This window comes from Acinetobacter sp. AM (genome assembly GCF_003105055.1).
In the GTDB taxonomy this organism is placed as follows: domain Bacteria; phylum Pseudomonadota; class Gammaproteobacteria; order Pseudomonadales; family Moraxellaceae; genus Acinetobacter; species Acinetobacter tibetensis.
Genome location: NZ_QETG01000008.1, coordinates 1 through 25,850, shown reverse-complemented (window position 1 = coordinate 25,850; position 25,850 = coordinate 1). Strand labels below are relative to the sequence as shown.

The 25,850-nt window shown below is 40.5% G+C and carries 27 protein-coding genes and 1 pseudogene; 21 read left to right on the top strand and 7 right to left on the bottom strand.

Going from position 1 to position 25,850, the window contains the following annotated elements:
• The first annotated feature begins 19 nt into the window (after positions 1 to 19).
• The 3 genes from DCO44_RS05890 to DCO44_RS05880 all read left to right on the top strand — a co-directional run bounded on the left by DCO44_RS05890 (position 20) and on the right by DCO44_RS05880 (position 4,136).
• Positions 20 to 1,225, top strand: coding sequence for an acetyl-CoA C-acetyltransferase (locus tag DCO44_RS05890; protein WP_116759978.1), 1,206 nt, complete (start codon positions 20 to 22; stop codon positions 1,223 to 1,225).
• A 343-nt stretch (positions 1,226 to 1,568) separates the two neighbouring features.
• The gene (locus DCO44_RS05885; protein ID WP_116759976.1) at positions 1,569 to 3,704 is read left to right on the top strand and encodes a 3-hydroxyacyl-CoA dehydrogenase NAD-binding domain-containing protein; all 2,136 of its coding nucleotides are present in this window, start codon (positions 1,569 to 1,571) and stop codon (positions 3,702 to 3,704) included.
• A gap of 174 nt (positions 3,705 to 3,878) precedes the next feature.
• Positions 3,879 to 4,136 (top strand): hypothetical protein, encoded by a 258-nt coding sequence (locus DCO44_RS05880; RefSeq protein WP_116759974.1) that lies wholly within the window; start codon positions 3,879 to 3,881, stop codon positions 4,134 to 4,136.
• A 54-nt stretch (positions 4,137 to 4,190) separates the two neighbouring features.
• Here the strand turns inward: DCO44_RS05880 and DCO44_RS05875 are convergent, their stop codons facing one another.
• Both DCO44_RS05875 and DCO44_RS05870 read right to left on the bottom strand, forming a co-directional pair.
• Positions 4,191 to 4,622: a GNAT family N-acetyltransferase gene (locus DCO44_RS05875; protein ID WP_116759972.1), complete on the bottom strand. Its 432-nt coding sequence runs from the start codon at positions 4,620 to 4,622 to the stop codon at positions 4,191 to 4,193.
• Positions 4,623 to 4,648: 26 nt separating this feature from the next.
• Positions 4,649 to 5,872, bottom strand: a complete 1,224-nt coding sequence (locus tag DCO44_RS05870; RefSeq protein ID WP_116759970.1) for a class I SAM-dependent methyltransferase — start codon at positions 5,870 to 5,872, stop codon at positions 4,649 to 4,651.
• A gap of 102 nt (positions 5,873 to 5,974) precedes the next feature.
• On the opposite strand from DCO44_RS05870, the gene trhA reads away from it, so the two are divergent.
• Both trhA and DCO44_RS05860 read left to right on the top strand, forming a co-directional pair.
• Entirely contained in the window at positions 5,975 to 6,616 is a 642-nt protein-coding gene (gene trhA / locus DCO44_RS05865) for a PAQR family membrane homeostasis protein TrhA (RefSeq protein WP_116759968.1), read from the top strand.
• Positions 6,617 to 6,760: 144 nt separating this feature from the next.
• Positions 6,761 to 8,071, top strand: coding sequence for an MFS transporter (locus DCO44_RS05860; protein ID WP_116759966.1), 1,311 nt, complete (start codon positions 6,761 to 6,763; stop codon positions 8,069 to 8,071).
• A gap of 107 nt (positions 8,072 to 8,178) precedes the next feature.
• Here DCO44_RS05860 and DCO44_RS05855 read toward each other — a convergent pair whose 3' ends face one another.
• Complete coding sequence (locus tag DCO44_RS05855; RefSeq protein WP_416224520.1) at positions 8,179 to 9,192, bottom strand: metallophosphoesterase; 1,014 nt, start codon at positions 9,190 to 9,192, stop codon at positions 8,179 to 8,181.
• Between the two features lie 136 nt (positions 9,193 to 9,328).
• On the opposite strand from DCO44_RS05855, the gene DCO44_RS05850 reads away from it, so the two are divergent.
• Positions 9,329 to 10,927 carry a phospholipase D family protein gene (locus DCO44_RS05850; RefSeq protein ID WP_116759964.1) on the top strand — a complete coding sequence of 533 codons (1,599 nt, stop codon included), beginning with the start codon at positions 9,329 to 9,331 and terminating at the stop codon, positions 10,925 to 10,927.
• A gap of 21 nt (positions 10,928 to 10,948) precedes the next feature.
• Here the strand turns inward: DCO44_RS05850 and DCO44_RS05845 are convergent, their stop codons facing one another.
• Positions 10,949 to 11,782, bottom strand: coding sequence for a lysophospholipid acyltransferase family protein (locus DCO44_RS05845; RefSeq protein ID WP_116759962.1), 834 nt, complete (start codon positions 11,780 to 11,782; stop codon positions 10,949 to 10,951).
• A 390-nt stretch (positions 11,783 to 12,172) separates the two neighbouring features.
• On the opposite strand from DCO44_RS05845, the gene hflX reads away from it, so the two are divergent.
• The 6 genes and pseudogenes from hflX to DCO44_RS05815 all read left to right on the top strand — a co-directional run bounded on the left by hflX (position 12,173) and on the right by DCO44_RS05815 (position 16,433).
• Positions 12,173 to 13,504, top strand: a complete 1,332-nt coding sequence (hflX, locus tag DCO44_RS05840; protein ID WP_116759960.1) for a ribosome rescue GTPase HflX — start codon at positions 12,173 to 12,175, stop codon at positions 13,502 to 13,504.
• 47 nt (positions 13,505 to 13,551) lie between these two features.
• Positions 13,552 to 13,923: a hypothetical protein gene (locus DCO44_RS05835; protein ID WP_116759958.1), complete on the top strand. Its 372-nt coding sequence runs from the start codon at positions 13,552 to 13,554 to the stop codon at positions 13,921 to 13,923.
• A 9-nt stretch (positions 13,924 to 13,932) separates the two neighbouring features.
• The gene (locus tag DCO44_RS05830; protein WP_116759956.1) at positions 13,933 to 14,607 is read left to right on the top strand and encodes an LrgB family protein; all 675 of its coding nucleotides are present in this window, start codon (positions 13,933 to 13,935) and stop codon (positions 14,605 to 14,607) included.
• Positions 14,608 to 14,698: 91 nt separating this feature from the next.
• Positions 14,699 to 15,145, top strand: coding sequence for a DUF2147 domain-containing protein (locus DCO44_RS05825; protein ID WP_116759954.1), 447 nt, complete (start codon positions 14,699 to 14,701; stop codon positions 15,143 to 15,145).
• Between the two features lie 181 nt (positions 15,146 to 15,326).
• Entirely contained in the window at positions 15,327 to 15,779 is a 453-nt protein-coding gene (locus DCO44_RS05820; RefSeq protein WP_116759952.1) for a DUF2147 domain-containing protein, read from the top strand.
• 259 nt (positions 15,780 to 16,038) lie between these two features.
• A pseudogene (locus DCO44_RS05815) lies at positions 16,039 to 16,433 on the top strand (DUF2147 domain-containing protein).
• 33 nt (positions 16,434 to 16,466) lie between these two features.
• Here the strand turns inward: DCO44_RS05815 and DCO44_RS05810 are convergent.
• The 3 genes from DCO44_RS05810 to pdxA are packed head-to-tail and all read right to left on the bottom strand — an operon-like array spanning position 16,467 to position 19,120.
• The gene (locus DCO44_RS05810; protein WP_116759950.1) at positions 16,467 to 17,306 is read right to left on the bottom strand and encodes a symmetrical bis(5'-nucleosyl)-tetraphosphatase; all 840 of its coding nucleotides are present in this window, start codon (positions 17,304 to 17,306) and stop codon (positions 16,467 to 16,469) included.
• 2 nt (positions 17,307 to 17,308) lie between these two features.
• Positions 17,309 to 18,118, bottom strand: coding sequence for a 16S rRNA (adenine(1518)-N(6)/adenine(1519)-N(6))-dimethyltransferase RsmA (gene rsmA / locus DCO44_RS05805; protein ID WP_116759948.1), 810 nt, complete (start codon positions 18,116 to 18,118; stop codon positions 17,309 to 17,311).
• Positions 18,119 to 18,151: 33 nt separating this feature from the next.
• Positions 18,152 to 19,120, bottom strand: a complete 969-nt coding sequence (gene pdxA / locus DCO44_RS05800; RefSeq protein WP_116759946.1) for a 4-hydroxythreonine-4-phosphate dehydrogenase PdxA — start codon at positions 19,118 to 19,120, stop codon at positions 18,152 to 18,154.
• Between the two features lie 480 nt (positions 19,121 to 19,600).
• Between pdxA and rplM the strand changes: the two genes are divergently transcribed.
• From rplM to DCO44_RS05755, 9 genes are all read left to right on the top strand, one after another.
• The gene (gene rplM / locus DCO44_RS05795) at positions 19,601 to 20,029 is read left to right on the top strand and encodes a 50S ribosomal protein L13 (RefSeq protein ID WP_004695096.1); all 429 of its coding nucleotides are present in this window, start codon (positions 19,601 to 19,603) and stop codon (positions 20,027 to 20,029) included.
• A 12-nt stretch (positions 20,030 to 20,041) separates the two neighbouring features.
• Positions 20,042 to 20,428, top strand: coding sequence for a 30S ribosomal protein S9 (rpsI, locus tag DCO44_RS05790; RefSeq protein WP_004829853.1), 387 nt, complete (start codon positions 20,042 to 20,044; stop codon positions 20,426 to 20,428).
• A 497-nt stretch (positions 20,429 to 20,925) separates the two neighbouring features.
• Positions 20,926 to 21,597: a glutathione S-transferase N-terminal domain-containing protein gene (locus DCO44_RS05785; RefSeq protein WP_104441104.1), complete on the top strand. Its 672-nt coding sequence runs from the start codon at positions 20,926 to 20,928 to the stop codon at positions 21,595 to 21,597.
• Positions 21,597 to 22,025 (top strand): ClpXP protease specificity-enhancing factor, encoded by a 429-nt coding sequence (locus tag DCO44_RS05780; protein WP_116759944.1) that lies wholly within the window; start codon positions 21,597 to 21,599, stop codon positions 22,023 to 22,025. The genes DCO44_RS05785 and DCO44_RS05780 overlap by 1 nt, the downstream gene beginning before the upstream one ends.
• A 16-nt stretch (positions 22,026 to 22,041) precedes the next feature.
• The gene (locus DCO44_RS05775; RefSeq protein ID WP_116759941.1) at positions 22,042 to 22,698 is read left to right on the top strand and encodes a hypothetical protein; all 657 of its coding nucleotides are present in this window, start codon (positions 22,042 to 22,044) and stop codon (positions 22,696 to 22,698) included.
• Between the two features lie 383 nt (positions 22,699 to 23,081).
• Positions 23,082 to 23,441, top strand: a complete 360-nt coding sequence (locus DCO44_RS05770) for a hypothetical protein (RefSeq protein WP_016165410.1) — start codon at positions 23,082 to 23,084, stop codon at positions 23,439 to 23,441.
• A 74-nt stretch (positions 23,442 to 23,515) separates the two neighbouring features.
• Complete coding sequence (locus tag DCO44_RS05765; protein WP_116759939.1) at positions 23,516 to 24,481, top strand: hypothetical protein; 966 nt, start codon at positions 23,516 to 23,518, stop codon at positions 24,479 to 24,481.
• Between the two features lie 9 nt (positions 24,482 to 24,490).
• Entirely contained in the window at positions 24,491 to 25,039 is a 549-nt protein-coding gene (locus DCO44_RS05760; RefSeq protein ID WP_116759937.1) for a GTP-binding protein, read from the top strand.
• 17 nt (positions 25,040 to 25,056) lie between these two features.
• Positions 25,057 to 25,464, top strand: coding sequence for a roadblock/LC7 domain-containing protein (locus tag DCO44_RS05755; protein ID WP_116759935.1), 408 nt, complete (start codon positions 25,057 to 25,059; stop codon positions 25,462 to 25,464).
• Positions 25,465 to 25,850: the final 386 nt, after the last annotated feature.

Sequence of the window (25,850 nt, the reverse complement as noted above, 5' to 3'; positions counted from 1 at the left end):
CAATAAAAAAGGAACTATTATGAGCGAGGCTTACATTATTGATGCAATACGCACGCCACGCGGAAAAGGGAAAAAAGATGGCTCATTACATGAAGTAAAACCAATTACTTTACTGACCACATTACTGAATGAATTACAACAACGCCATCAACTCGATACGTCTAAAGTCGATGATATCGTTCTCGGTTGTGTGACACCAATTGGTGATCAAGGTGCAGATATTGCCAAGACCGCCGCCATTGCCGCAGGTTGGAATGATGATGTTGCAGGTGTGCAAATCAACCGTTTCTGTGCTTCTGGTTTAGAAGCTGTCAATTTAGCTGCACAAAAAGTTCGTTCAGGTTGGGAAGATGTTGTTGTTGCTGGTGGTGTGGAATCCATGTCACGCGTTCCAATGGGTTCTGATGGTGGGCCTTGGGCACTTGATCCTGAAACCAACTTAAAATCTTCTTTTGTGCCCCAAGGTGTGGGCGCGGACTTGATCGCAACTTTAGATGGTTATAGCCGCGCTGATGTAGATGCATTTGCGGTCGGTTCGCAACAAAAGGCGGCGGCGGCTCAGGCAAATGGTTATTTCGATAAATCAGTTGTGCCTGTGAAAGATCATGCAGGTGTAACAATCTTAGAAAAAGACGAATTTATCAAAGGAAATACCACTGTTGAAGGTTTAGCAAAACTGAATGCTAGCTTTGAAATGATGGGGCAAATGGGCTTCGATGCTGTTGCTTTACAGAAGTATCCTGAAGCGCAAAAAATTAACCACGTTCATCATGCAGGTAACTCATCAGGTATCGTCGATGGTGCTGCGGTGGTATTGCTTGCTTCTGAAAAAGCATTGAAAGAACAAGGTTTGAAACCACGTGCCAAGGTACTTGCAACCGCATTGGTCGGTACAGACCCAACCATCATGTTGACAGGTCCTGCACCTGCTGCACGCAAAGCTTTAGCCAAAGCAGGCTTGACCATTGATGACATTGACCTGTTCGAAGTGAATGAAGCCTTTGCTGCGGTGGTCATGCGTTTTATCACTGAACTTAAAGTTCCCGCTGAGAAAGTCAATGTCAATGGTGGTGCAATTGCGATGGGACATCCATTGGGTGCAACAGGTGCCATGATTCTAGGAACTTTGCTAGATGAATTAGAGCGTCAAGGCAAGAAACGTGGTCTAGCAACATTATGTGTCGGTGGTGGTATGGGCATCGCGACTATTATTGAGTTGGTGTAAAGCACTCAACACCTCCCTGAAATATGAGACTCGGAAACGTCATTCGCAATCTGAGCAAACCAAAGCGGCTAAAGCTTTGGATCAGCACAAGACAAACAAAGTGCGTAGTTTATGCTCAAGCATAGCTTTCGCCTTGCGGTACGGCAAAGATTATTAATCTTTGCTATTCGTACCTCAGGTTTTGCGAATGACAATGGTTTTGCCTACTTTTGCCGAAACAAAAGTAGGTCGAACCGAAGGTTTATCCTGAAACTAGATGAGAGCTTAACAAGACGCTGCGGTGCTTATCTTTACTTCCGCAGATTGCTTACGATTAAGCCCATAAAATATTGGACGATGATGTATGAGCGCGATTAAATACGAAAAAAACGCTGACAATATTGTAATTCTTACGCTTGATTCATCGGGTCAATCTGCAAACACCATGAATGCAGAATTCCGTGATGCTTTAGATGAAGTCAGTCAAAAGCTTAAAGCTGAAACTGATCTGAAAGGTATTATTTTCCGTTCAGCTAAGAAAACCTTCTTTGCTGGCGGTGACTTAGATGAGCTGATTCAAGTACAACCTGAACACGCCACTGAATTTTTCAAGATGATTGAAAAACTCAAAGGTGACTTACGCACAATCGAAACTTTAGGTGTGCCTGTTGTTGCAGCTTTAAACGGTACTGCGCTTGGCGGTGGCTGGGAAATCGCTTTAGGTTGTCATTATCGTATTGCCATCAATGATCCAAAAACCAAATTTGGTTTACCTGAAGTGACTTTAGGTCTACTTCCTGGTGGCGGTGGTATCGTGCGTATGGTACGTCTGCTCGGCTTACAAAATGCATTCCCCTTCCTCATGGAAGGTAAGCAATTTGGTGTCGATAAAGCAAAATCTCTCGGCTTAGTACATGACACGGCAGAGAATGAACAAGAGCTGTTAGAAAAAGCAATGGCTTGGGTCAAAGCCAATCCAAAAAGTCAGCAACCGTTTGATGTAAAAGGCTACAAAATCCCAGGTGGTGATCCTAAAACGCCTGCGGTTGCGCAAGTGCTTGCAATTGCCCCTGCCATGCTTCGTGACAAAACTAAAGGCTGTTATCCTGCTCCTGAAGCGATTATGGCTGCGGCAGTTGAAGGTGCACAAGTCGATGTAGATACCGCGCTTCGTATTGAATCACGTTACTTTACACAACTGACTGTCGGTCAAGTGTCGAAGAATATGATTGGTACGTTCTGGCATGGTTTGAATGCAATTAAATCTGGTGCGAGCCGCCCTGCGGATGTTGCTAAATGGCAAGCGAAGAAAGTCGGTGTTTTAGGTGCAGGTATGATGGGTGCAGGGATTGCCTACTCAACCGCAATCAAAGGCATTCCTGTAGTACTCAAAGATGTGTCTGTAGAAAATGCAGAAAAAGGCAAAGCTTATTCGCAAAAGCTACTTGATAAACGTGTTTCCCAAGGTCGTATGACCGCAGAAAAACGTGATCAAGTGTTAGCACTTATTACGGCTACTGCTGATGCAGCAGATCTACAAGGTTGTGACTTAATCATTGAAGCGGTATTTGAGAATCAACAACTCAAAGCCAAGGTGACTCAAGAAGCTGAGCAGTATTTAGTTGAAGGTGGAATCTTTGCATCGAACACTTCTACCTTACCAATCACAGGTCTAGCTACAGCAAGTAAAGATGCCAAAAACTTTATTGGCTTACATTTCTTCAGCCCTGTAGACAAAATGCAATTGGTCGAAATCATCAAAGGTAAAGAAACTTCTGCGGAAACATTAGCTAAAGCTTATGACTTTGTACAACAAATTGCGAAAACACCAATCGTGGTGAATGACAGCCGTGGTTTCTTTACCAGTCGTGTGTTTGGTACATACATTCAAGAAGGTATGCGTTTACTTGCTGAAGGCGTGCATCCAGCGAAAATCGAAATGGCGGCACTCAAAGCCGGTATGCCTGTGGGTCCTCTTGCGATTCAGGATGAAGTATCTTTGACTCTAACTGAGCATGTTGCAAGCGAAACGCGCAAAGCACTGCAAGCTGAAGGGAAAGACCTACCGAAAACTCCTGTAGATGAAGTGGTTCACAGCATGATTCACGAGCTGAATCGTAAAGGAAAAGCAGCAGGTGCAGGCTTCTATGACTATCCTGAAAATGGCAAAAAGCATTTGTGGGATGGACTCAGCCGTTGGACGAAAGCGAATGATATTTCTGAACAAGATATGATTGATCGCTTCTTGTTTGTTCAAGCACTGGATACCTTACGCTGTTATGAAGAAGGTGTTCTAGAATCAGTGATTGATGCCAATGTCGGTTCAATTTTTGGAATCGGTTTTGCTCCATGGACTGGTGGCGCAATTCAATTCCTAAATCAAAACGGGATTGAAAAATCACTACAACGTTCAGAAGAATTGGCTGCTAAATATGGTGAACGTTTCAATCCACCACAATTGTTAAAAGACAAAGCGCAGAAGAAAGAAATTATTCAATAAATTTTCTATACGCAAAATTTGATTTGGAGGACACATCCTCCAAATCTTTTCACCCTCATCCTTAAGCAAGAACACTTAAGCTTTTTATAAAATTTAGTCTGCATCCATCCCATTTTATGTTATAAAGTTACATAATTTTTAGAAGTTTCTTTTTTATCCATTGGGTTATTTGTTATGTCAGACAACACTTCTCCTGAAAAATCTCCATGGGGTTGGAAGGCCCTGATCATTGCCACAATTCTTAGTATTATTTTTCTAGTGGTGTTCTATTTAGCCATGCAGAACGAACCTGACTATATGCCAGGTAAACAACGCGAAGCTCGTGCTGCCCAAGCCAGCAGTGCCGCAGCAGAGCACACTATGGACATGAGTGCCGAAGAACATGCTGCGATGACTGAGTCCTCGGCATCTACAGCACACAACGGGCATTAAATCCCAAAGCCATCTCTCAGAAGATGGCTTTTTTATGCCTAAAATTTAGGACGTTTAGCTCTGTGCAAGCAAGGACATTTGCATATCAATATGTGGAATCCCACAATCTAAATACGCTTCTCCACGGACTTGAAAGCCTAAATTTTGGTAAAAAGACATGGCATGGACTTGAGAGGAAAGCTGCAATAAAGGACGTTGCTGCTGCTGCGCTTGCTGAATAATTTGCAACATCAAAAGCTTGCCAATCCCTTGTCCACGATGTGATGCCAATACGGCAACACGCCCAATACTGTGATTTGGCAATAAGCGTGCTGTCGCAATGGCATGTTCCCCATCAAATACCACAAAATGCTGGGAAACCTCATCCTGTGCATCCCACTCATCTGCCGCAGCAATATGTTGTTCCTGAATAAACACTTGCTCACGAATGGGCTTTACATCTGTTTGCAATTCAACCCAAGTCCCTGTGTGAATCTGTAGTGTCATGTCGAATTCCTTTTGAATCTTGCTACTTAGCACTTAGCACCAATATCACGTTGATCCCATTGGTTATTGAGCAATAATTCCAAGGAATGTTTTTGAATGCCATACATATTTTTTAAAGCCTCAATTTGCGCCAATACCGTAGCGTCAGGTGCAACAAAATCGGCACGTTTGGTGGCTAAAATCATCTTATTTTTGCTGGTATGTTCTAAAGCAACAAATTCAAAGACCTTGGTTTCATAACCATAGGCTTTTAACAGTAATGCGCGAATGGTATCAGTCAGCATTTCTGCCTGTTGCCCCGCGTGAATACCAAAGTGCAACATTGGCTTCAATACTTCTGGGCTTTTCAGTTGAGGACGTAATTCCTTATGGCAACACGGCGCACACATAATCATCTGTGCATTTAAGCGAATCCCCGTATGAATAGCAAAATCGGTTGCCACATCACAAGCATGCAGCGCAATCATTACATCTAAACGCTCAGGCTGATAGGTTCGGACATCGCCTTGGAAAAAATCCAGTTGCTTAAAACCAGAAGCCTCTGCCACGTGTTGGCAGAACTCTACCATCTTTTCATTCAATTCCACGCCCGTCACAAAGGGCACTTGCTGCTGCTTCGCCAAATAATCATATAAAGCAAAGGTCAAATAGCCTTTACCCGAACCAAAATCAACCACATGCAACGCCTGATCTTGATTTGGAAGTTGCGTCAAAGCCCCTGAAAAAATTTCCACGAATTTATTAATCTGTTTCCATTTACGCGCCATGCTGGGAATAATCTGGCCTTGAGCATCGGTAATACTTAAATGCTGCAAAAACACACTTTCTTGCTCTACAAAACGATGTTTGCTCCGATCATGCGCTTGGGCTGCACGAGCTTCATTTTTTGCCACCGCTGTTTTCTGAGTAATGGTCAGTAAATCTTTTTTCTTGTTGCGCTTGAGTTGTACATCTTGAGTCGATGCAAACAAATTGCCTTGCTTACAACAGGCTAGATGCTCCGCAATGATTTGCATAGCATCTGAGATTGGGTAGTTTTTGGTGACATCTTGGGTTTTATGTCGATATAAAACATTCAAGACAGGTTGCTGTTGTAGCTCAATCAGGCGGAAAGTCATTTTTTCTAACTGTTGCATTTCCCCCTTGTATTGGCTCAGGATTAAACGCTCAAAACTTTGTGTTTCAAGTGCTTGCTGCACAGCATCGAGAAACTGTTGTTCCTGAGCTGAAGGAGAAGTCGAGTCAGACATACAATAAACCTAATCAAATTTGCGACTAAATTTTAAAGCGTCTTACACGAAAAGCAAAATTGAATTACTATACATTTGTATTTTTAATAAAAAGCAGCCGCTATGACCGCTCCCCATACGCAAGATTATCATCCAACCGAAGAGCAGTTTAATGTGTGGAGCCATGCGCTCGGCGTAATTCTTGCCTGTATCGCCACAATTCTGCTCATCATGAAAGGATCTTACCTCTCTACGGGACAATGGATTGGACTTTGGGTATACGGTTTTAGCATGATTCTGCTGTTTACAGGTTCAACCCTGTACCACATGGCTCAAACCTACGAAAAACGTTTTTGGCTAAAAAAACTCGATCACACCGCCATTTATTATTTGATTGCTGGGACTTATACCCCTTTTCTCTCGATTGCAATTCCTACCGAAAAAGCCCACAACTTACTGATTGCACTTTGGGTGATTGCATTGCTTGGGACACTTTTCAAGTTAATCTTCATTCATCGTTTCCAGAAAGTTTCGCTCATTGCCTACTTGGTCATGGGCTGGCTTGCTGTGTTATTAGTCAGTGATATGCAACGTTATTTATCTTCCGATGCGCTCTTTTGGCTGGTTTTTGGGGGGCTGGCTTATACAGTCGGAGCATTGTTTTATGCCTTAAAACGGGTAAGATATACCCATGCGATCTGGCATGTATTTGTACTGATAGGCGCGGGATCACACTTCCTCGCGGTCTATCTGTACGTGATTTAATCGACTTCTCTCGCGTTTTAGTGACCCTAAAAGAGTAGATGTGAGTTCGATTTTCCGTTGTTTTTTTAAGAAATTACGCCTTTTTTAAAAAGATTACGCTTTTAAAACTAAGTTCTTTTAATTTTAGTAAGTGTAAGGTTATCCATGGCGTCATCAACTACAGCTACAATAGAAGTAGCAACTAATTCAAAATTTCGTGTACTTACCGCTAGTCTGGTGGGTACCACCATCGAATTCTTCGATTTTTATATCTATGCCACGGCAGCGGTCATTATTTTTCCGCATCTGTTCTTCCCTGCAAGTACAGATCCGATGACAGCCACTATTCAGTCACTGGCGACCTTTGCGATTGCCTTTATTGCACGCCCGATTGGTGCCGCATTATTTGGTCATTTGGGAGACCGGATCGGTCGTAAAGCCACCTTGGTCGCAGCCTTACTTACCATGGGAATTTCTACGGTCTGTATCGGTCTATTACCCACCTATGCCCAAATTGGTATTGTCGCACCTTTACTGCTTGCACTTTGCCGTTTAGGTCAAGGGCTTGGTTTAGGCGGTGAATGGTCGGGTGCCGTGTTATTGGCAACCGAAAATGCTCCAGAAGGCAAACGCGCTTGGTATGGCATGTTTCCACAGTTGGGTGCACCAATTGGTTTTATTTTGGCAACGGGCTCATTCCTAACCTTGGGTGCATTAATGTCTGAACAAGACTTTATGCAATGGGGATGGCGTATTCCATTTATTTCCAGTGCAATTTTGGTAATTGTGGGTTTATGGATTCGTCTCCAGCTCCATGAAACACCTGCATTCCAAAAGGTACTCGACAAGCAAAAAGAAGTGAATGTACCTTTTAAAGAAGTCATGACCAAGCATTTGCCAATGCTGGTATTGGGTACAATCGCTGCAATCTGTACTTTTGTGGTGTTCTACCTGACAACAGTATTTGCATTGAACTGGGGAACCACCAAACTTGGCTATTCACGTGCTGAGTTCTTAGAATTACAATTGGTCGCAACACTTTGTTTTGCTGCTTTTATTCCACTTTCTGCGGTATTGGCAGAAAAATTTGGGCGTAAAACCACCTCGATTGCAGTCTGTGTACTATCAGCATTATTTGGTTTGGTTTTCTCGACCATGCTCGAATCTGGCAACACCTTTGTGGTGTTCTTATTCTTGTGTACAGGTTTAGCCATTATGGGCTTAACTTATGGTCCCATTGGCACAGTTTTATCTGAGATTTTTCCAACTTCAGTTCGCTATACCGGCTCTGCTTTGACCTTTAACTTGGCTGGTATTTTCGGTGCTTCTTTTGCGCCACTGATTGCCACCAAACTCGCAACAACTTACGGATTATATGCTGTGGGTTATTATCTCACGGCGGCTTCCATTCTTTCATTGCTGGCATTCCTTGCCATTCGTGAAACTAAAAATGATGATGTAAATAACCAAGTTTAATCACAATTACACCCGATAAAATCTTAAAACGATGAAAAGCCCTCAAACCTTACAAAGTTTGAGGGCTTTTTTATGCGAATACCAAGATGGCATCTAAAAGCGTTAAATTAAACTAATTCAATAATATCGATGGTGGGCGGAACACGAAATCGAAATGGAACACCGACCATTCCAGTCCCTACCGTCACAAACACATCTGCATGTTCGTGGTTATACAGTCCTTTTTTATGTCCCAGAATAGAGACTTTTTTCATCACATAATTCGTTAACCACGGCAACTCTACTTGTCCACCATGGGTATGCCCCGACAACATTAATGGACGATTCGGAAGTTTTGGAACCATATCCACTGTGTCAGGGTTATGAGAGAGAATCACCCAAGGCTTGTCTTGGGGTAAATCTGGCAGATAACGCATATCGGCTTTTCCTGCCCACAAATCGCCAACCCCGATTAAACGAAATTCTTCAAATTCAACAATCTGCCCCTCAATATCAATCACATCATTCACACTGAGTGCATGACTCAATAACGCCTGTATCGGCGGACCAGGATATTGCTCATCATGATTACCATAAACTGAATACACAGGTGCCTGAATTTTTTTTAAGGGTGCCAATTCATCAGCCAAAGCATCTTCAGGTTCATACGTCCAGTCCCCTGCCACCACCACTAAATCTGGCTGCTGCTGATTGATTTTCTCCACGATTATTTTTAGCTGTCGCTCATGTCCTGAAAACAAGCCGATATGTAAGTCAGCAACCAAGGCTATTTTCACAGGCTTTTGAATTCGATTTCCTGCATCCAATTGATATCGTGTGGTTTTGACTTGAACACAATGGGGCTCTACAAAGCGTGCATAAAGTAAAACGATACTCAGCAAGAATACAAACCCTGCTTCATGTAACGAATAATAGCCACTCCAGCCGGCATAAAGACTAAATAGTGCCAAAGGCCAGAGTAAATAAGACAAATAAAACGCAAGTAAATGCACAAATGCTTTAAATGGATGGATCGTTTCTGTATGCGACTGGCTATGCCATGCCTGTGCAATTGCCCAAAATGCAATCAACACGAAACTTCCATAAAAAACGTAAATCATTGAGTCTGTTGTCAATATCATTACTCACTATACCAATTACTAATTCTCTATTTTTATTTATCTTTTCATAGCTGACAATTATACTCAAACCAAATCTAGCGATCATAATAGTGTGATGAGTATAATAGACCCGAACAATCACGTCGTGCAGCGTCAGATGTCTGTCGTTAAAAAGAAGACCTCATCCAAGGCAGTAATTTTACTTTGTAGCAGTTTATTATTCGGTTTACCTGCTTGCTCGACTCTCCCCCAATATACGCCACAACCTGTAGTCAATTCATTTGATATTGACACTTCTCATACATCATTAGCCAAAATTATTGATCCGTTACGTAAACAAAATCCGAATTTAACCGGTTTCCATGTCCTGAGTGACCCGTTGGAGGCTTTGGCTGCACGGATTCACCTTATTGAGCGTGCCGAAAAAACGTTAGATTTACAATATTATATTTGGGACAACGATAAAATTGGTGCAATCGCTTTGCGTGAGATTATTCAGGCGGCTGATCGTGGCGTCAAAGTCCGCCTGCTGATTGATGACAATAACGCAGGCAAAATGGAAGGCATTTATTTAGCACTGGCACAGCACCGTAATATCGATGTCAAACTCTACAATCCTTATGGTTTCCGTAACTTCCGTGCGATGGATATCTTGCTGGATTTAAAACGTGTCAATCGACGCATGCACAATAAGAGCTTTATTGTCGACAACCAGATTGCCCTAATTGGTGGACGGAACATGAGCAATCAATACTATAATGTGAGTGATCATTATCAGTTTTCTGATGTTGATGTCATGTTGGTCGGCACGGCTTCAGATGAAATTGCATCATCTTTCAATGAATACTGGAATGATGCTTATGCTTATCCAGTCAATCAAATTGTTGATCCACAAAAGTACACCTTACGCTATGAAGGTTTAAAACAACAAGTCAACCAACACTATGCCGATACTGCGGTACAAAATTACCTCGACTTAGCCAATCGCTCACAAGCTTTTGAGCAATGGTTGGATCATAGTATTCAATTTGACTGGGTCAAAGCCAAAGTCGTGAAAGACTCTCCCAATAAAACACGCGACAAAGCTGCACCAGAAGATTATTTAAATCACCAACTCATTTCGTATTTAGAAACGCCGAACTCAAGTTTAGATATTGTTTCCGCTTATTTTGTACCTGAAAAGAAAGGGGCGGATATTCTCGGAAAAATATCGCAAAAAGGGGTTCAGGTTCGCGTGTTGACCAATTCCTTTATTGCCAATGACGTGGCTTTAGTCCATGCATTTTATGGAAAATATCGCCAAGACCTTTTAGAAAATGGCGTGCAAATGTATGAGTTTCTGGCCGCTCCTGAACAAGAAAACTGGTATCGCAATACAGAAGAGCTTTCACAAAAAGCCAAAATCAGTTTAAGAGGACTCAGCCACTCTAGCTTACATGCCAAAATGTTAGCGATTGATGAAAGCCAAGTGTTTATTGGCTCTTTTAATTTCGATCCACGCTCAGCGTATCTCAATACTGAAATTGGGGTAATTTTAAATAGCCCACCTTTGGCTAAAGCGGTGCATGAAACCATGGACCAAAATCTATCGAAATATGCCTATAAACTGGTTTTAGATGCCAATAATCAAATTAATTGGCAACTCACGCATCCGAATGGAAATATCAAAACGTACACCAAAGAACCTAAAATGAAATGGTGGCACAAAGCTGGGGTTAAGTTTATTTCTTGGTTACCTGTAGAAGGCTTTATGTAATACCCTTGTTTCCAACTGTGCTTAAACCAAAGCACGGTTGGACGTTGCTTGTACCGAATGTAACACTCGTTGATGTAACTGCACTAGACCCACGTTCATTTCACGTTGTACGGTTGCGGTTAAACTTTCGACCGTGTGCCCTTCAGTATCAATCATCGGCAAAGTTAACAAATGTGCAGTCACTTTCGGCATTTCTAACACTTTTTTAATATGATCAGCAAAGGTGATTTCATCAATAAACGGCGCCACCATATCTAACTCACCCTGCTGATTCACATAACAAATCACACAGACCTGAACTGGTCGCTGCGCCTCAATCGCTGCCCCCAAAATTCGCCCATGTACTTTTTTAATCCGTGTGCCATCGGAAGTGGTTGCTTCAGGAAAAAATAACACAGGAATATCTTGTTTAAGGAAGTTGGTAATCTGTTCGCGAATTTTGATTGAATCCCCCGAACCTCGTTTAATAAACAAAGTTCCACCCGCTTTGGCCAGTTTTCCAAACACAGGCCATTTTTCAATTTCAGCCTTGGCCAAAAAGAATACGCGTGCCCCAGAACCTAATACTGCAATATCGAGCCAAGAAATATGATTACTGACCCACAAGGCAGGTTCACGCGGAATCGTACCGTGTACTTCAACGTCAAGATTGAATACCTTGCATAATTGACGGCAAAAATACTGAACGTAGCGAGTATTATTGGCATTGTTCGGGTCTTTATATAACCCATGACGGGCAACCAGATAAAATCCTTCCGAAACCACGCCTAAGCCCGAACTGAGCTTTCGACCATACAAGAACAGCTTGGAAATTGGATTCAATGAAGACGTTTGAGCAGCTGAATTTTCTTTCATATATTTTGACTAACCAGCAAAACCTTGTGAGTATTTGATGAACTTTGCTTCATTCTATACGGTTCATTCCCCACATGCATTGATTATAAAAACCGAATATGAACATTACAAAATCCAATTTTAATTCAAATGACAACTTCATTATGATGATTTTATAAGCATTAAAATGAATAGGTGTAACATATGCGAACCCATACATCACCTCAAAAATCCAAGTCATCCCACCACTGGTTACATACACTACAAGTGGTCATCGGCTTTAGTATTCTGTATTTTGCTGCCATCATTCTGTTTGCAAAATTATTCGCTGCTACGTTATAAATCAACGAATCTCAAGCATCCCAGCCCTTTTTCCACTAGAATAGAATTTTAAAGTGGAGAAATGGCTGAGTGGCAAATATTAAAGGTCATCAAGGTGGTGAACGCATTATTCTGGTCAGCGTTTCTGTGCAAATGCTGGAAAATCTTGATGCCGAAGAATTCAATTTGCTGGCTCAATCGGCTGGTGCTGAAATATTGGCACATATACACGCACAGCGTATTAAACCCGATGCCAAACTTTTCATTGGCTCAGGCAAAGCCGAAGAAATTGCTGAACTGGTTACAGAATATGAAGCCGACTTAGTCATTTTTGACCATGCATTAACGCCTGCACAAGCCCGTAATCTCGAATACATCCTCAAATGCCGTGTGGTTGATCGGAATGAATTAATTCTGGATATTTTCGCTCAGCGTGCGCGTACCTTTGAAGGTAAGCTACAAGTTGAATTGGCTCAATTACAACACTTATCCTCCCGTTTGATTCGCAGTCGCGGGACACTAGATAGTCAAAAAGGCGGGATCGGTTTGCGCGGCCCTGGTGAAACCCTGCTCGAAACAGATCGTCGTCTTTTAAAAATTCGCATGGGGCAACTCAAAGCCAAACTCGATAAAGTTCGACAAACCCGTCTACAAGGTCGCGTTGCACGTCAAAAAGCCGCTGTTCCTACGGTATCCTTGGTTGGGTATACCAATGCAGGCAAATCCACCCTGTTTAATGTCTTGGCCAACAGCGATGTGTATGCGGCTGACCAACTATTTGCGACCTTAGATCCGACCTTACGTCGACTTTCTTGGGAAGGCATTGGCACCGTAGTCTTGGCAGATACCGTTGGTTTTGTACGAAATCTATCTCATTCTTTAGTCGAATCATTTAAAGCCACATTAGAAGAAACACTAGAAGCCACCTTGTTGCTGCATGTGATTGATTCGAGTAGTCCAGAAATGTTGGAACAAATTGAAGCAGTTGAAAAAGTCCTCAAAGAAATTGGGGCTGATGTACCTGTACTTCGCGTTTACAACAAAATTGACCAAAGTGCTGAAGATGCAAAAATTGTGTATAGCCAGCCCAACTGCCCAGAACGGGTGTATGTCTCAGCCCATACAGGACAAGGCATCGAGTTGTTACAACAAGCGGTGCATGAATGTCTGATGGGACAAATTCAAAACTTTGAACTGACACTCAAACCCGCTTATGGCAAATTCCGTACCCAACTCTATACGCTCAATGTGATTCAATCCGAACATTATGATGATGAAGGCAATCTACATCTGAACGTTAAAATTGCACCTGCAAAATTGGAACAACTGATTCGTCAGGCACATTTACCTCTTGATGAAATTCTGGGAGAGAAAGCGGCCCTGTTCAAGAGAACGCTAGAGGAATTTGAAATCAAACCTTAAATCGGTTAAAACGTGATAAGTAAAATTTTAAAATGTAATGACAAATCATGGATTGGGTAAAAACAATAGATTGGCCTGCATGGATGGGTACTCTGACACTGATTGTCGGGTTTCGTGAATTTTCCGTCTGGATCATGACGCAGTTCAATCATCCTGAATTGGGCAATTTAATTGGACTCATCAGCCTGCTGATACTGCTTTTAATCTGGCGCAAGTTCCGTAAAGTCCCTGCGCGTTTGGTCGATACCAACAATAAAATCATGAAAGAAAGTGCCTTTGCCTTTTTACCCATTAGTGCAGGTTCTTTACTGATGTTGGTACAGATGGGTAGTGAAATTCCTTTATTTGTGCTGATTCTGGTGGTGAGTACCCTCATTCCACTCTGGGTTTACGCCAAAATGGCAAAGCGCTGGTTATAGGAAAATCACATGTTCTCAATTCTGTCTGGATTTCTCATTACACTTATTGCCTATCTATGTGCTAAACCAATCAATAAAAAAATTCCACAAATTCCCGTGATTGTCATCGGTATGTTTTTTGTGATCGGTTTGCTATTTTTGTTCAGCATTCCTTACGAATCCTATATGCAGCAAACCAATGCCATCTTTAGTCACTTACTCGGTTATGTCACGGTTGCACTCGCCATTCCTTTAGCTGCCATGCGTTATGATGATTTACCCCCTAAAGCCATCATCAGTATCTTGGTTTTTGCAAGCATCAGTGCCGTTGCACTTCCCATGGGTTTGGCGTATCTGTTGCATATGACCGATTCAACTATTATGGCTTTTGCGACCCGTGCGGTAACCACACCAATTGCCATCAATATTGCGACGTTATTGCACGCACCAGTCACTTTAGTCATCCTGATTGTAATTTTATCAGGTGTCATTGGTGCGGCATTTTCTCCACTGATTTTACGCCATATTAATGATGAGCGTGCCTCAGGACTGGCGCTAGGTCTTGCTGCGCATGCCATTGGAACAGCTCAAGCTTGGCAACGAGGTAGTGTCGCGGGTCGCTATGCAGCATTTGGCATGGCAGTAAATGCCGTTTTCACCGCAATTTGGCTGCCAACTTTCATACTTTACGTGCAAAATATGTGACTAACAGAGCATTCCAAAGGTTGTTTTGTACAGAAAACATCCCTAAGATAGATTTTGTTTAGTCGATTAAGTCAGTAAAAAGGAATTTATGATGGGGAAAGCTAAATTTATCAGCGCACTTGTTTTATCTGCTTTTAGTAGCATGGCTTTTGCGGAAGATATTTCAGGGACATGGAAAAACATTGATGATAAAACAGGATCTTCTAAAGCCGTTTTAGAAATTCGTAAGGAATCGAATGGTACCTATACAGCTAAAGTTGTGAAAGTGACTCCACGCCCGGGCTATACACCAAAAGACACATGTATTGATTGTCCAGCCCCTTATACCAATAAGCCCATTTTAGGTATGGATGTGCTCAAAGGGTTAAAGCATGAAAATGGTTTAAATTATTCGGGTGGCAAAATTATTGATCCACTTTCTGGCAAAATTTACAGTACCAAAGCCAAAATGAGTGCCAATGGCAAACGTTTGACCCTGCGCGGATATGTTGGAATCTCTGCACTCGGACGTAGCCAAACTTGGATTCGTCAAGAATAAAAAATTAGCATATTTAGCCGCCTTAAAGGCGGCTTTTTTATGCGCTCAAAGCATATCTTTATGACAAATTGACTAGTAAGTTTATTCTTTTTAGTTGGTTTTATCGGGACAAACCAATAAGTTACTTAACATATCTGCGTAATTTATATAAATACGTCACTTTTACACAAATAGGGAATCAATGAAAAAAATCATCTCCTTGGGTATTTTAGTAGGGCTTTTCTCTGCAACATCGATCTCATTTGCACAAGATATTGTGGGTACTTGGCAACAAATTGATGATAAGTCAGGCTCACCAAAGGCAATTATTCAAATTCGTAAAGAATCAAACAATACCTATACGGGGAAAATCACTAAAATCACCCCTCGACCAGGCTATACCCCGCGTGAGCGTTGTAACAATTGCCCTGCCCCATATACAAACCAACCCATTTTAGGTATGGAAATCATAAAGGGATTAAAATATGTTGAAGGCACGAATAATTACGAAAAAGGGCGTGTGATTGATCCTCTGTCAGGTAAATTTTACGATGCGAAAATGAAACTGAGTGCAACAGGTAAACGCCTATCTTTGCGTGCCTATTTGGGTGTTTCCGCTTTAGGGCGCAATCAAACTTGGTTAAGAATTGAATAAGCGCTTATTAAAAAATGGATTGGGCGGTTTCAGCTCAATCCAACATGATTTCCAACATACTCTAAGCAAATAAAAATCAAGCATAAATCCAATAAACTATAAGTTCTCACTTGAACCGTTTTCTCATTGCAGTGCATATACAACTTACCTAACATATTTTTACAAGGATATAACAACGTAAATTATTTCTAATGGATAGAAAAATGAAAAAATTGCTGCTTCAATTGTTATTTTCGGTTCAATGATTATCTAAAGTTCTATTTTTGCACAAGATATTACTGGCGTTTGGCAACACATTGATGATAGGTCAGGGAATCCCCAAGCCACCATCGAAATTTGGAAAGAATCGAATAATACTCATTCTGGTACTGTGATTGATTTAATCAAACGACCTGACTATTCTCCTCCGCCCAACTGTGTGAATTGCCCTACCCCTTATATCAATAAACCGATTTTAGGAATGACTGTGTTAAAAGGACTAAAAAGCGTTGAGGGACATCTAGCTCCAATCAAGGTCTTGTAGTTGATCCACTGAATGGTCAAATCTATGATGCCAAAATGAAACTCAACCCTTCTGGTAAGCGTTTATCCCTGCGCGCCTATATTGGAGCTTCTATTTTGGGACGTAGTCAAACTTGGGTAAGCATCCAATAAAGTCAAAAAAAGCCACGAAATCGTGGCTTTTTTTCAACTCATCACAGGATTATCGACTGCAAAAAGCTCTTGGTCTTCCAAACGATACGCCAATAATTGATTACCCCAGACACATCCACCATCTACATTTTGGATATGTGGATTAATCGTTCTACCTTGTAAAGCAGCCCAATGGCCAAAAATCACCTGATGGGTTTCAGTGGCTTTCGATTCAAATTCAAACCAAGGTTGAAATCCCTCAGGCATCGGATCTTCAAGCGCATCTTTAAAGCTAAACTCCAAACGCCCTTCAGCATTACTTAAGCGCATCCGCGTCAGATAATTGGTAATACAACGTAAGCGCGCATTTCCGTTTAACTCATCCGACCACACATCAGGATGCGTACCATACATTTCTTTTAAGAAGGCATCCATCACAGTAAAGTCTTCATGACCAATAACAGCTTCCACTTCTTTCGCTAAAGCTGCGGTTTGTTCCGCTGTCCAAATACATGGAATACCCGCATGCGTCAAAATAGTCTGTTCGTTCGGAAACAAGCAAAGCGGTTGCTTGCGTAACCAATCAATCAAATCATCACTATCAATAGCATCAATCACATCTCGGGTACGGTCTTTATCTTTCACTTGTTTCAAGCCGCGTGCACATGCCAAAAGTGTCAGGTCATGATTACCCAATACCGTCGCAGCAGAACCGCGCTCTACCAGTTTTTTAATAAAGCGTAATACGCCAATTGAGTTTTCACCACGTGCGACCAAATCGCCTGCAAACCAGATAAAATCTTGATCAGGATCAAACTGAATGGACTTCAATAATGCTTTTAATGCTTCGAAGCAGCCTTGCACATCGCCAATGACATAATTGTAACGCGCCATGGTTACACCATTTGATCGGCTAAAGCCACAAACTGAGCCAAGCTTAATGTTTCAGGACGTGCCATTGGATCAATACCCGCTTGTTCAAAACCATCTTCACGCAACATCCCTTTTAAGCTGTTGCGTAGCGTTTTACGACGCTGAGTAAACACATGCGACACCAAACGCGCTAAAGCTTTTTCATCTTTGGCAATAATCGGTTTGGTTGCATAAGGCTCCAAACGGAAAACAGCAGATGTCACTTTAGGTGGTGGGTTGAATGAACCTGGTGGCACTTCAAACAAAAAAGTTGGCTTACAATAATACTGAATCATCACCGATAAACGCCCGTACTCTTTCGTATTTGGCTCTGCGGTAATACGGTCCACCACCTCTTTTTGCAACATGAAATGCATATCTTTAACTTTGTCACCAAATTCCAAGAGGTGAAACAAAAGTGGTGTCGAGATGTTATACGGCAGGTTACCTACCACGCGTAGCGGACGCCCCTCTTCAAATAAATTAGTGAAATCATATTTCAATGCATCCGTTTCAATAATGGTTAAACGTTCAGGATGAGGTACACGCCCTGGTAGGCCTGCCGCCAAATCACGGTCTAGTTCAACCACAGTTAATGCATCACATTCGCCAATTAAGGGTGAAGTCAATGCCGCTAAACCAGGGCCAATTTCAACAATATTATCGCCAGTTCGTGGGTTCACTGAACGTACAATTTTCGCAATGACACGTTGATCATGCAAAAAGTTTTGACCAAACCGTTTACGAGCCTGATGCCCTTCTTGTTTCGGGTTAAGCGCATTAATTTGATACATAAAACATTTCCAACGTGAGATTGATTAAATAAATCAGTGTCGAGCTAAATCTAAAGCCAAGTCTACAGCAACATTCAAGCTAGAACTTTTTGCCTGTCCTGTGCCTGCAAGGGAGAGTGCTGTGCCATGATCTACAGAAGTACGAATAAACGGTAAGCCCAAAGTAATATTGATGGCTTCACCAAAACCCTGTGATTTTAGCACAGGTAAACCTTGATCGTGATACATTGCCAAAACAGCATCAGCATCTTTCAAATTCTCAGGTGTAAACAAGGTGTCCGCAGGTAAACTTAAACTCAGATTGATTCCTTGAGCACGATAGCTTTCCAACACAGGATTAATAATTTCAATTTCTTCCATACCCAAATAACCGCCTTCACCAGCATGAGGATTCAATCCACAAACCAATACTTTAGGGTTCGAAATTTTAAATTTGGTTTTTAAATCATGCAGTAAAATATCTATCACTTGATGTAAGCGTTCTTGAGTAATCGCATCTGGCACGGCTCTTAATGGCAAATGCGTTGTGGCAAGCGCGACACGCAAAGTTTTGGTTGCCAACATCATCACCACACGATCAACCCCAGCAAACTCTTGGTAATATTCAGTATGTCCACTGAAATGCATGCCTGCATCATTAATAATTGATTTTTGTACAGGTGCAGTCGCCACACCAACACTTTTTCCAGACATGGCATACTCCGCCGAGCGACGAAGTTGCTCTAAAACATAAGCCGAATTTTGAGGATTCAGCTCACCCAAAACCACAGTCTGATTTAAAGCAATATGCTCCACATAAAGTTGACCGAGAAGCGATGAATTTTCTTGACCTGAATACTCAATCAGCTCAACGGAAATACCTAAGCATTCTGCACGCTGACGCAATAAATTGAGATCTCCAAGGACCACAATAGGACGCTCGTCTATACGTCCTGCAAGACTCAAACAAATATCTGGACCAATTCCAGCAGGTTCACCACTGGTGACATATAAAGGAAGCATAAGCAACTCAGAGAAAATGCATGTCGCTCATTATACAACGTCTATTTCCAGATCGATGAATGACAAAACGCATATCTAAAGCTTGTTTATTTCAATTCTAACTGCGCTTATTTCAATTGACTGAAAAACCTTATCACGGGGCAAAGTTTGAAATCAAAAAAAGAAAGAATAAACAATATATTGTATAAAACACAAAGTATTCAAACGCTATCAGCAGCCTGTATTTCAAAAGCTAAAACCCTTTTATTCTTTTTTGTTCTTATCCGAACGTCAGCCTCGGCATATATGCCATGACCATATTTGTATTTTTTAAAAAGAATAAACTTCGTTCTCTTCCTTTATACGGGGAAATACCTTAGAATACGGCTCTTGAAATTTTATATTTTCATTTGTGATTCTTAACGTATTCGTTTAGAATCGCGTCTCCTTTTGTTTGGACAGATTCCATAGTCCAAACCAACTATAATAGGTAGTGGTTTAATGAAAACTCTCAGCGCTAAGCCTGCTGAAGTTCAACACGACTGGTACGTTGTTGATGCTTCTGGCAAAACTTTAGGTCGCCTTGCGACTGAAATCGCTCGTCGTCTACGTGGTAAGCACAAGACTTCTTATACTCCTCACGTTGACACTGGCGATTATATCGTTGTAATCAATGCTGAAGAAATTCAAGTGACTGGTAAAAAAGCACTTGATAAAAAATACTATCGCCACACTGGCTTCCCTGGTGGTATCCGTGAGACTAACTTTGAAAAGTTAATCGCTCACAAACCTGAAGCGGTTTTAGAAAAAGCTGTTAAAGGTATGTTACCAAAAGGTCCTCTTGGTTATGCAATGATCAAGAAAATGAAAGTGTATGCAGGTACAGAGCATCCACACGCTGCTCAACAGCCACAAGTTTTGGACATCTAAGGGATACAGCACATGGCTACTAATTATGGTACAGGTCGCCGTAAGACCGCAACTGCACGTGTTTTCTTGTCAGCTGGTACAGGCAAGCTCGTAATTAACAACCGTACTCTTGAGCAATACTTCGGTCGTGAAACTGCTCGTATGGTTGTTCGTCAACCTTTAGAGCTTCTTGACGTTACTGAAAAGTATGACCTTTACATCACTGTTGCTGGTGGTGGTATCGGTGGTCAAGCTGGCGCTATCCGTCACGGTATTACTCGTGCGTTGATCGCTTCTGACGAAACTTTAAAACCTGCTCTTCGTCAAGCTGGTTTCGTTACTCGTGATGCTCGTGAAGTTGAACGTAAGAAACTTGGTTTACGTAAAGCTCGTAAACGTCCTCAATTCTCTAAACGTTAATTCGCTTACCGAATCGGACAAAAAAACCTCGGATTTCCCGAGGTTTTTTTATATCTTAAGTAAAACTCTTCTGGCTTAGAACAAAACATCTCTACATCACCACTGGCATACTTCAACATTTGACAACTATGCTGCCCATCTACTTTATAGACCTTAAAAAATTGATGGTCTTTTAAGAGTAATTCGGCCGTTTACACTCTTCGAACTCTACTGCTTTTTTAATTTCAGCATCTGACAGCTTAATCAATCACCCGTTACCACAATCCCCTATACCATCTCTAACATCTTATCAACAACCTAAACCGATGCTAAATCCACACTTATCACAAAGCACACAATCCCAAACACAACTGTAAAATGAGATTGTCTCATTTGCTTTTCTCTTTTCTGGTTTATTTGAGAATAAATCTGCTCATAAGCAGCATATTATTCAGCATGGCGTGATTTCCGACGCTAATTTTAGTATTCTATATGATCAATCAAAATTTTTGAGACTTATGTCTTTAGAAAATCCTGCAACTCCCATTCAGGGAATTACCCTTTATAGTCACGCTGATGATTTTCGCTCGCATTGGATTCGTTATGTGCTTGCCGAAAAGCAGATTAAATTTAATCTCATCTTGCTCGATTACGACGATGAAGATCTGGCGAGCCTGAACCCTTATCATCAACTTCCAATGTTGATTGAAAATGATCTTAAATTATTTAACACCAATATCATTTCGGAATATTTAGATGATCGCTATCGTCAAAATAAACTGTATGCTGATGCACCAGCACCACGTGCCGAACAGCGTCAATATATTTGGCGTTTTGAACAAGATTGGTTGAAATTAGCCGATATCATGTTGCGTCATCCAGACAGCCTCAATAAAAATGATAGCGCTAAAGCACAGAAGCGATTAAGAGACACTCTGATTTCTCTTACACCATTGTTCCAACATTATCCTTATTTTATGTCGGATAACTTTACAATTTTAGATTGTATGTTAGCGCCCATTTTCTTACGCTTAGATTCTATGGGAATAGAATTACCGCATAAATTATGTCGCCCAATCCTCTTATACTGTCAACGTATTTTCCAACGACCTGCATTTATCAAATCTTTGACCTTGCAGGAAAAAAATCGTTATAGCAAGTTTTTATCTTCGCCACCGAGTAAACCATAATGTCTGAACAGGAAACCAACTTATCTCCTACCCGTCCCTATTTGGCCCGAGCTATTTATGAATGGATTTGTGATAACAATCTCACGCCATACTTGTTAGTCGATGCGACACAACCAAACACCATGGTCCCTGAACAATTCATTCAAGATGGTCAAATCGTCCTCAACATCGTGCCACATGCGGTACATCAGCTCCATATGAGTAACGATGCAATTACCTTCTGTGCACGTTTTGGTGGTGTATCTCGTGATATTTATGTGCCACTATATGCAGTATTAGGTATCTATGCTCGTGAAAATGGGCAAGGCTTATTTTTTGATCAAAATGAATATGAAAATGTTCAAATTCAGCAAGATGATTTAAAATCAGAACCTGAACAAAACCAAGAACAACCCAAGAAAAAGCCAAGCTTGAGGTTATTAGATTAAAACAAGAGGAAGCAATATGGCTTTTGACTTAGTACAATATTTTGCAGAGCAAATTCACATTCAAAAGCCAGAGCTTCTGAATCAATATCAGTCGAGTGAGCGTAAAGCACATCTGGCAGAAATTAATACGCTCAGTCTTGCCAAACTGATTACCTTATGGCGTAAAGATGAAAATAAACTCTATCAAGAAATTCAATCCCAAGAACAACTTTATATTATTGATATTGCTCGCCACCTCACCACTTCAGACCAGAATCATTCCACTTTAAAGAAAGCTGAATTTGAACATACAATTACGGAAGTTTTGTCTTTACAGTTAGCAGAATTAAAACAATTAGATGATACAGGTCATTATGGCATTAAAGGCTTACGTGAACTGATTACAGGGCAAGTCGAACATTTGTCTGGGCAAGCAGCTGACTGGGTTTGGTCAACAAGTGAGCTAACAGAGCTCAAAGGATCTAAACCGATGCCCGAAGAAGAGCTATCATTAGAGGAAACTATGAAGGAGTTTAATCAAATGGTTCATCAGAACAATGTTGTAGAGCATCATGAACAAGTAACTGAAGTTGAAAAAACTGTGGTTCCAACTTGGGCTAAAATTTTAGAACCAGTTGTCGCTTTAGCCATTTTATGGGTACTTTATTCTGCTGCAACTCAGATGTTTGTATAAGAGATGACAAGAGAGTGTGATTAAATCATAATTGCACTCTCTTTTTTATAAAAAAAAATTTAGTCTCAATTATTTATCAATTTATTTGATTAGTCCTCTTTTTATTTTTGACCGCCCGGTAAAATTTACACATTGTTACACTTCTATTATAGTCATAATATGACATCCAAATCCATATGGTTATTCATATTCCTATCTTTATTATGAGACTCAAGTCACAATTAAGTTGAGTGCCGTAATCGGATATAGACCCAAATTGTCAGATGCTTTTAGAGAGAAAAATAATTTCTGTTGATAATATTTTAGTGCCATTCATATAATCAAATGGATTTGATACCAAGTTAAATCAATCCAAAAAATGCAAAAAACATAAGAGAATCAATATGGCTAGAGTATCATTAGAAGCATTATCAGAAATTGATGGTTTCCATGCAGCTGCATTAGTTGATGGGGAAAGCGGTTTGGCTTTAGCAACACAGGGAGGGGGTGACATCGATCTTGAATTAGCTGCAGCAGGAAATACTGAAGTTGTACGTTCAAAACGTCGTGTTGCAAATGCACTAAATTTGAACGATACAATTGAAGATATATTGATCACCCTCGGCAAACAGTATCACCTAATTCGCCCATTAGAAGGTAATGAAAAACTCTTTTTATACCTTGTATTAGAGCGTTCCAAAGCAAATCTTGCAATGGCACGTCATGAACTTAAAAGTTATGAGAAAGGTTTAGATTTCTCATGATTCAACATGCCCCCTTTTTGAATTGTCTAAAAAGGGGGATTACCGTTTCAACTTGTTAGATGTGTAGAGATAGTATGACAGAGCAATATCTTAATATTGCGATAACTGGTTTAAGTATTCATCATTCTGAAGAACTCAAAACCCAGCTACGTAATCTCATTCCACAAGAATATAAAATTAAATGGAGTACAGCAGCAGACCCCACTATCGATTGCTTATTTATACATGAAAATTTCTATGAAACTGACGGTATTCAAAAAATAATTCAAAGCCGTAATTTTCCTTGGTTAAAAATTACCAAGAATAATAACAATGAGAATATCCTTCAGGAAAATACCTTATCTTTACCTATTGTTAATCCACAGAGTTTTTCTGACTGGATTTTACAACATTTGCTCAATACATCACTCGAAAATCCGAACGATCATATTTTTGAAGTTAATCCTAAGAAAACCCCGTATAAACTCGAATATTTCAGTAAGATGCTCGACAAAGAGCACAACTCAAAACTACATCTTTTCGATACTTTAGGCACAATTGCAATTATCGATGTCAAAAAAAATATTGCTTGGCTCAATACAGAACGAGAACAGGCTTTTACAGATTCTGGTTTTGGCTATGATATTGCCAGCACCAGTAGTTTTATGAAAGTTTCAAGAAAACAGACTTATCTTTTAAATGACTGGTTATGGCAATTCTTTTGGGATTCCCCTTTATTCTTAAAAGAAATTGCACCAGAAGATGGCCATTTTAAGCTTCATATGTGGCCAAAACCTTCTCAAGACCTAGATCGAAAAGTTATATTCCAACTTTCTAGCTGTTTTATTCAAGGAGGGAAAGTTTCAAAAATTGCAACTCAATTAAATATTCCTTTAGAAACAGTTCAAAGATTCATAGCAGCAAATATTGCAGCCAATAATCTTTCCCGAATCAACATTTGGGATAAACACTTTAATCCACCAGAAGTTCCAGTCACGACTGAAGACTCAGGATTTATTAAAAGTTTCTTTGGAAAATTAAGAAAAAAATTGGGCATATAGGAAAATATCATGATATTACAACGGTTCAAAATTGTTTTTGCTGGAGGTATGGGGGCTGGTAAAACTGAAGCCATTAAATCATTATCAGAAATTCCAGTGTTGCAAACTGAAGCTTTTAATACAGATTCTCAACGCCATAGCAAAATGGAAACTACAGTTGGCATTGATTACGGAGAAATCACTCTAGATGACAATGTCACTATCGGACTCTATGGAACACCTGGGCAGAGTCGTTTTGACTTTATCTGGTCAGCGATTACGAAAGGCGCAATCGGTGCAGTGATTCTTATCGACCATCATTCTGAAGATCCTATTCAGGAACTCGAAAGCTACTTAGAAACTTTCCAAAACTTTACCGACAATATCTCGATCGGCATTACCCACACCGATCTCATCTCTGAAAATTCAAAATCTACAGGGATTTATAAAGACTGGTTATTACAAAATGACTTGTTTTCACCATTATATTTTATTGATGCACGCAAGAAAGAAGATGTACTCTTATTATTAGAGGCGTTAATCACATCCATTGAAATTAACTCCAACATTGCTAATTAATTGAATAGAGGTTTGATATGTTTACTCTAGAGCAAAACCGTACGGCACCCAAAGAGTTAATTCAATTCGCCAAAGATGAAATTCACGACTTACTGATGAATGTCCGTGGTGTCAATTATGTGATGCTTTGTAGCACTGATGGCTTTGAACTGGCTCATGTCCATAAAAAAGACGGTTACAATAGCACAAAGCTTGCAGCCGTGAGCAGCTCAATCCTCGCAATGGTCGCAGCATTTATGAATGAAATTCATTTGGAAGGCTGTCAATCCATCACCTTAGATGCTGAGAATGGCAAAGCTATTCTCACCTCTATTACATCAAACAAGCATCCAATGATTATTGTGACTCTTGCTGAAAAAGATGTGTTACTAGGACAACTCCTTTATGCCTTAAAAACTGCCAGTAATCGTATTTCAGATTTTTAATCTTTGATTTAAAAAACACCGAAGAAATAGCCTTACAGTTATAAGTAGCAACTTTAAGGTTATTTATAATAATTTTCATACAATAACGAGTGGATTAAAAAGCCAAATCTTTCTAATCATTATTTTACATCTCAAACCAGCATTTTAAGCTTCTCATTAATTTTTATTATCTCCTCTTTAGTTATTTCAAAATAACGATAAAATCCTCTAATTATTATTATCCCCCTCTGCTAAAGTATTATTAATTTTTTAATAAAAACCTATGCAATAAAAAACACCCCCTAACATTGGTTAGGGGGTGTTTGAATAAATGAGCTGGCGATGACTTACTCTCACATGGGTAACCCCACACTACCATCAGCGCTAAGAGGTTTCACTTCTGAGTT

Bases quoted from the DNA above. Each gene is read 5' to 3' on its own strand.
- DCO44_RS05775 (WP_116759941.1), top strand. From the start codon at position 22,042: ATGGCTTTTGACTTAGTACAATATTTTGCAGAGCAAATTCACATTCAA.
- rpsI (WP_004829853.1), top strand. From the start codon at position 20,042: ATGGCTACTAATTATGGTACAGGTCGCCGTAAGACCGCAACTGCACGT.
- DCO44_RS05875 (WP_116759972.1), bottom strand. From the start codon at position 4,622: ATGACACTACAGATTCACACAGGGACTTGGGTTGAATTGCAAACAGAT.
- DCO44_RS05785 (WP_104441104.1), top strand. From the start codon at position 20,926: ATGTCTTTAGAAAATCCTGCAACTCCCATTCAGGGAATTACCCTTTAT.
- DCO44_RS05825 (WP_116759954.1), top strand. From the start codon at position 14,699: ATGGGGAAAGCTAAATTTATCAGCGCACTTGTTTTATCTGCTTTTAGT.
- DCO44_RS05870 (WP_116759970.1), bottom strand. From the start codon at position 5,872: ATGTCTGACTCGACTTCTCCTTCAGCTCAGGAACAACAGTTTCTCGAT.
- DCO44_RS05770 (WP_016165410.1), top strand. From the start codon at position 23,082: ATGGCTAGAGTATCATTAGAAGCATTATCAGAAATTGATGGTTTCCAT.
- DCO44_RS05890 (WP_116759978.1), top strand. From the start codon at position 20: ATGAGCGAGGCTTACATTATTGATGCAATACGCACGCCACGCGGAAAA.
- DCO44_RS05830 (WP_116759956.1), top strand. From the start codon at position 13,933: ATGTTCTCAATTCTGTCTGGATTTCTCATTACACTTATTGCCTATCTA.
- pdxA (WP_116759946.1), bottom strand. From the start codon at position 19,120: ATGCTTCCTTTATATGTCACCAGTGGTGAACCTGCTGGAATTGGTCCA.
- DCO44_RS05820 (WP_116759952.1), top strand. From the start codon at position 15,327: ATGAAAAAAATCATCTCCTTGGGTATTTTAGTAGGGCTTTTCTCTGCA.
- DCO44_RS05880 (WP_116759974.1), top strand. From the start codon at position 3,879: ATGTCAGACAACACTTCTCCTGAAAAATCTCCATGGGGTTGGAAGGCC.
- DCO44_RS05860 (WP_116759966.1), top strand. From the start codon at position 6,761: ATGGCGTCATCAACTACAGCTACAATAGAAGTAGCAACTAATTCAAAA.
- rplM (WP_004695096.1), top strand. From the start codon at position 19,601: ATGAAAACTCTCAGCGCTAAGCCTGCTGAAGTTCAACACGACTGGTAC.
- DCO44_RS05765 (WP_116759939.1), top strand. From the start codon at position 23,516: ATGACAGAGCAATATCTTAATATTGCGATAACTGGTTTAAGTATTCAT.
- DCO44_RS05755 (WP_116759935.1), top strand. From the start codon at position 25,057: ATGTTTACTCTAGAGCAAAACCGTACGGCACCCAAAGAGTTAATTCAA.
- trhA (WP_116759968.1), top strand. From the start codon at position 5,975: ATGACCGCTCCCCATACGCAAGATTATCATCCAACCGAAGAGCAGTTT.
- DCO44_RS05845 (WP_116759962.1), bottom strand. From the start codon at position 11,782: ATGAAAGAAAATTCAGCTGCTCAAACGTCTTCATTGAATCCAATTTCC.
- DCO44_RS05810 (WP_116759950.1), bottom strand. From the start codon at position 17,306: ATGGCGCGTTACAATTATGTCATTGGCGATGTGCAAGGCTGCTTCGAA.
- DCO44_RS05850 (WP_116759964.1), top strand. From the start codon at position 9,329: ATGTCTGTCGTTAAAAAGAAGACCTCATCCAAGGCAGTAATTTTACTT.
- DCO44_RS05855 (WP_416224520.1), bottom strand. From the start codon at position 9,192: ATGATATTGACAACAGACTCAATGATTTACGTTTTTTATGGAAGTTTC.
- rsmA (WP_116759948.1), bottom strand. From the start codon at position 18,118: ATGTATCAAATTAATGCGCTTAACCCGAAACAAGAAGGGCATCAGGCT.
- DCO44_RS05780 (WP_116759944.1), top strand. From the start codon at position 21,597: ATGTCTGAACAGGAAACCAACTTATCTCCTACCCGTCCCTATTTGGCC.
- DCO44_RS05760 (WP_116759937.1), top strand. From the start codon at position 24,491: ATGATATTACAACGGTTCAAAATTGTTTTTGCTGGAGGTATGGGGGCT.
- DCO44_RS05885 (WP_116759976.1), top strand. From the start codon at position 1,569: ATGAGCGCGATTAAATACGAAAAAAACGCTGACAATATTGTAATTCTT.
- DCO44_RS05835 (WP_116759958.1), top strand. From the start codon at position 13,552: ATGGATTGGGTAAAAACAATAGATTGGCCTGCATGGATGGGTACTCTG.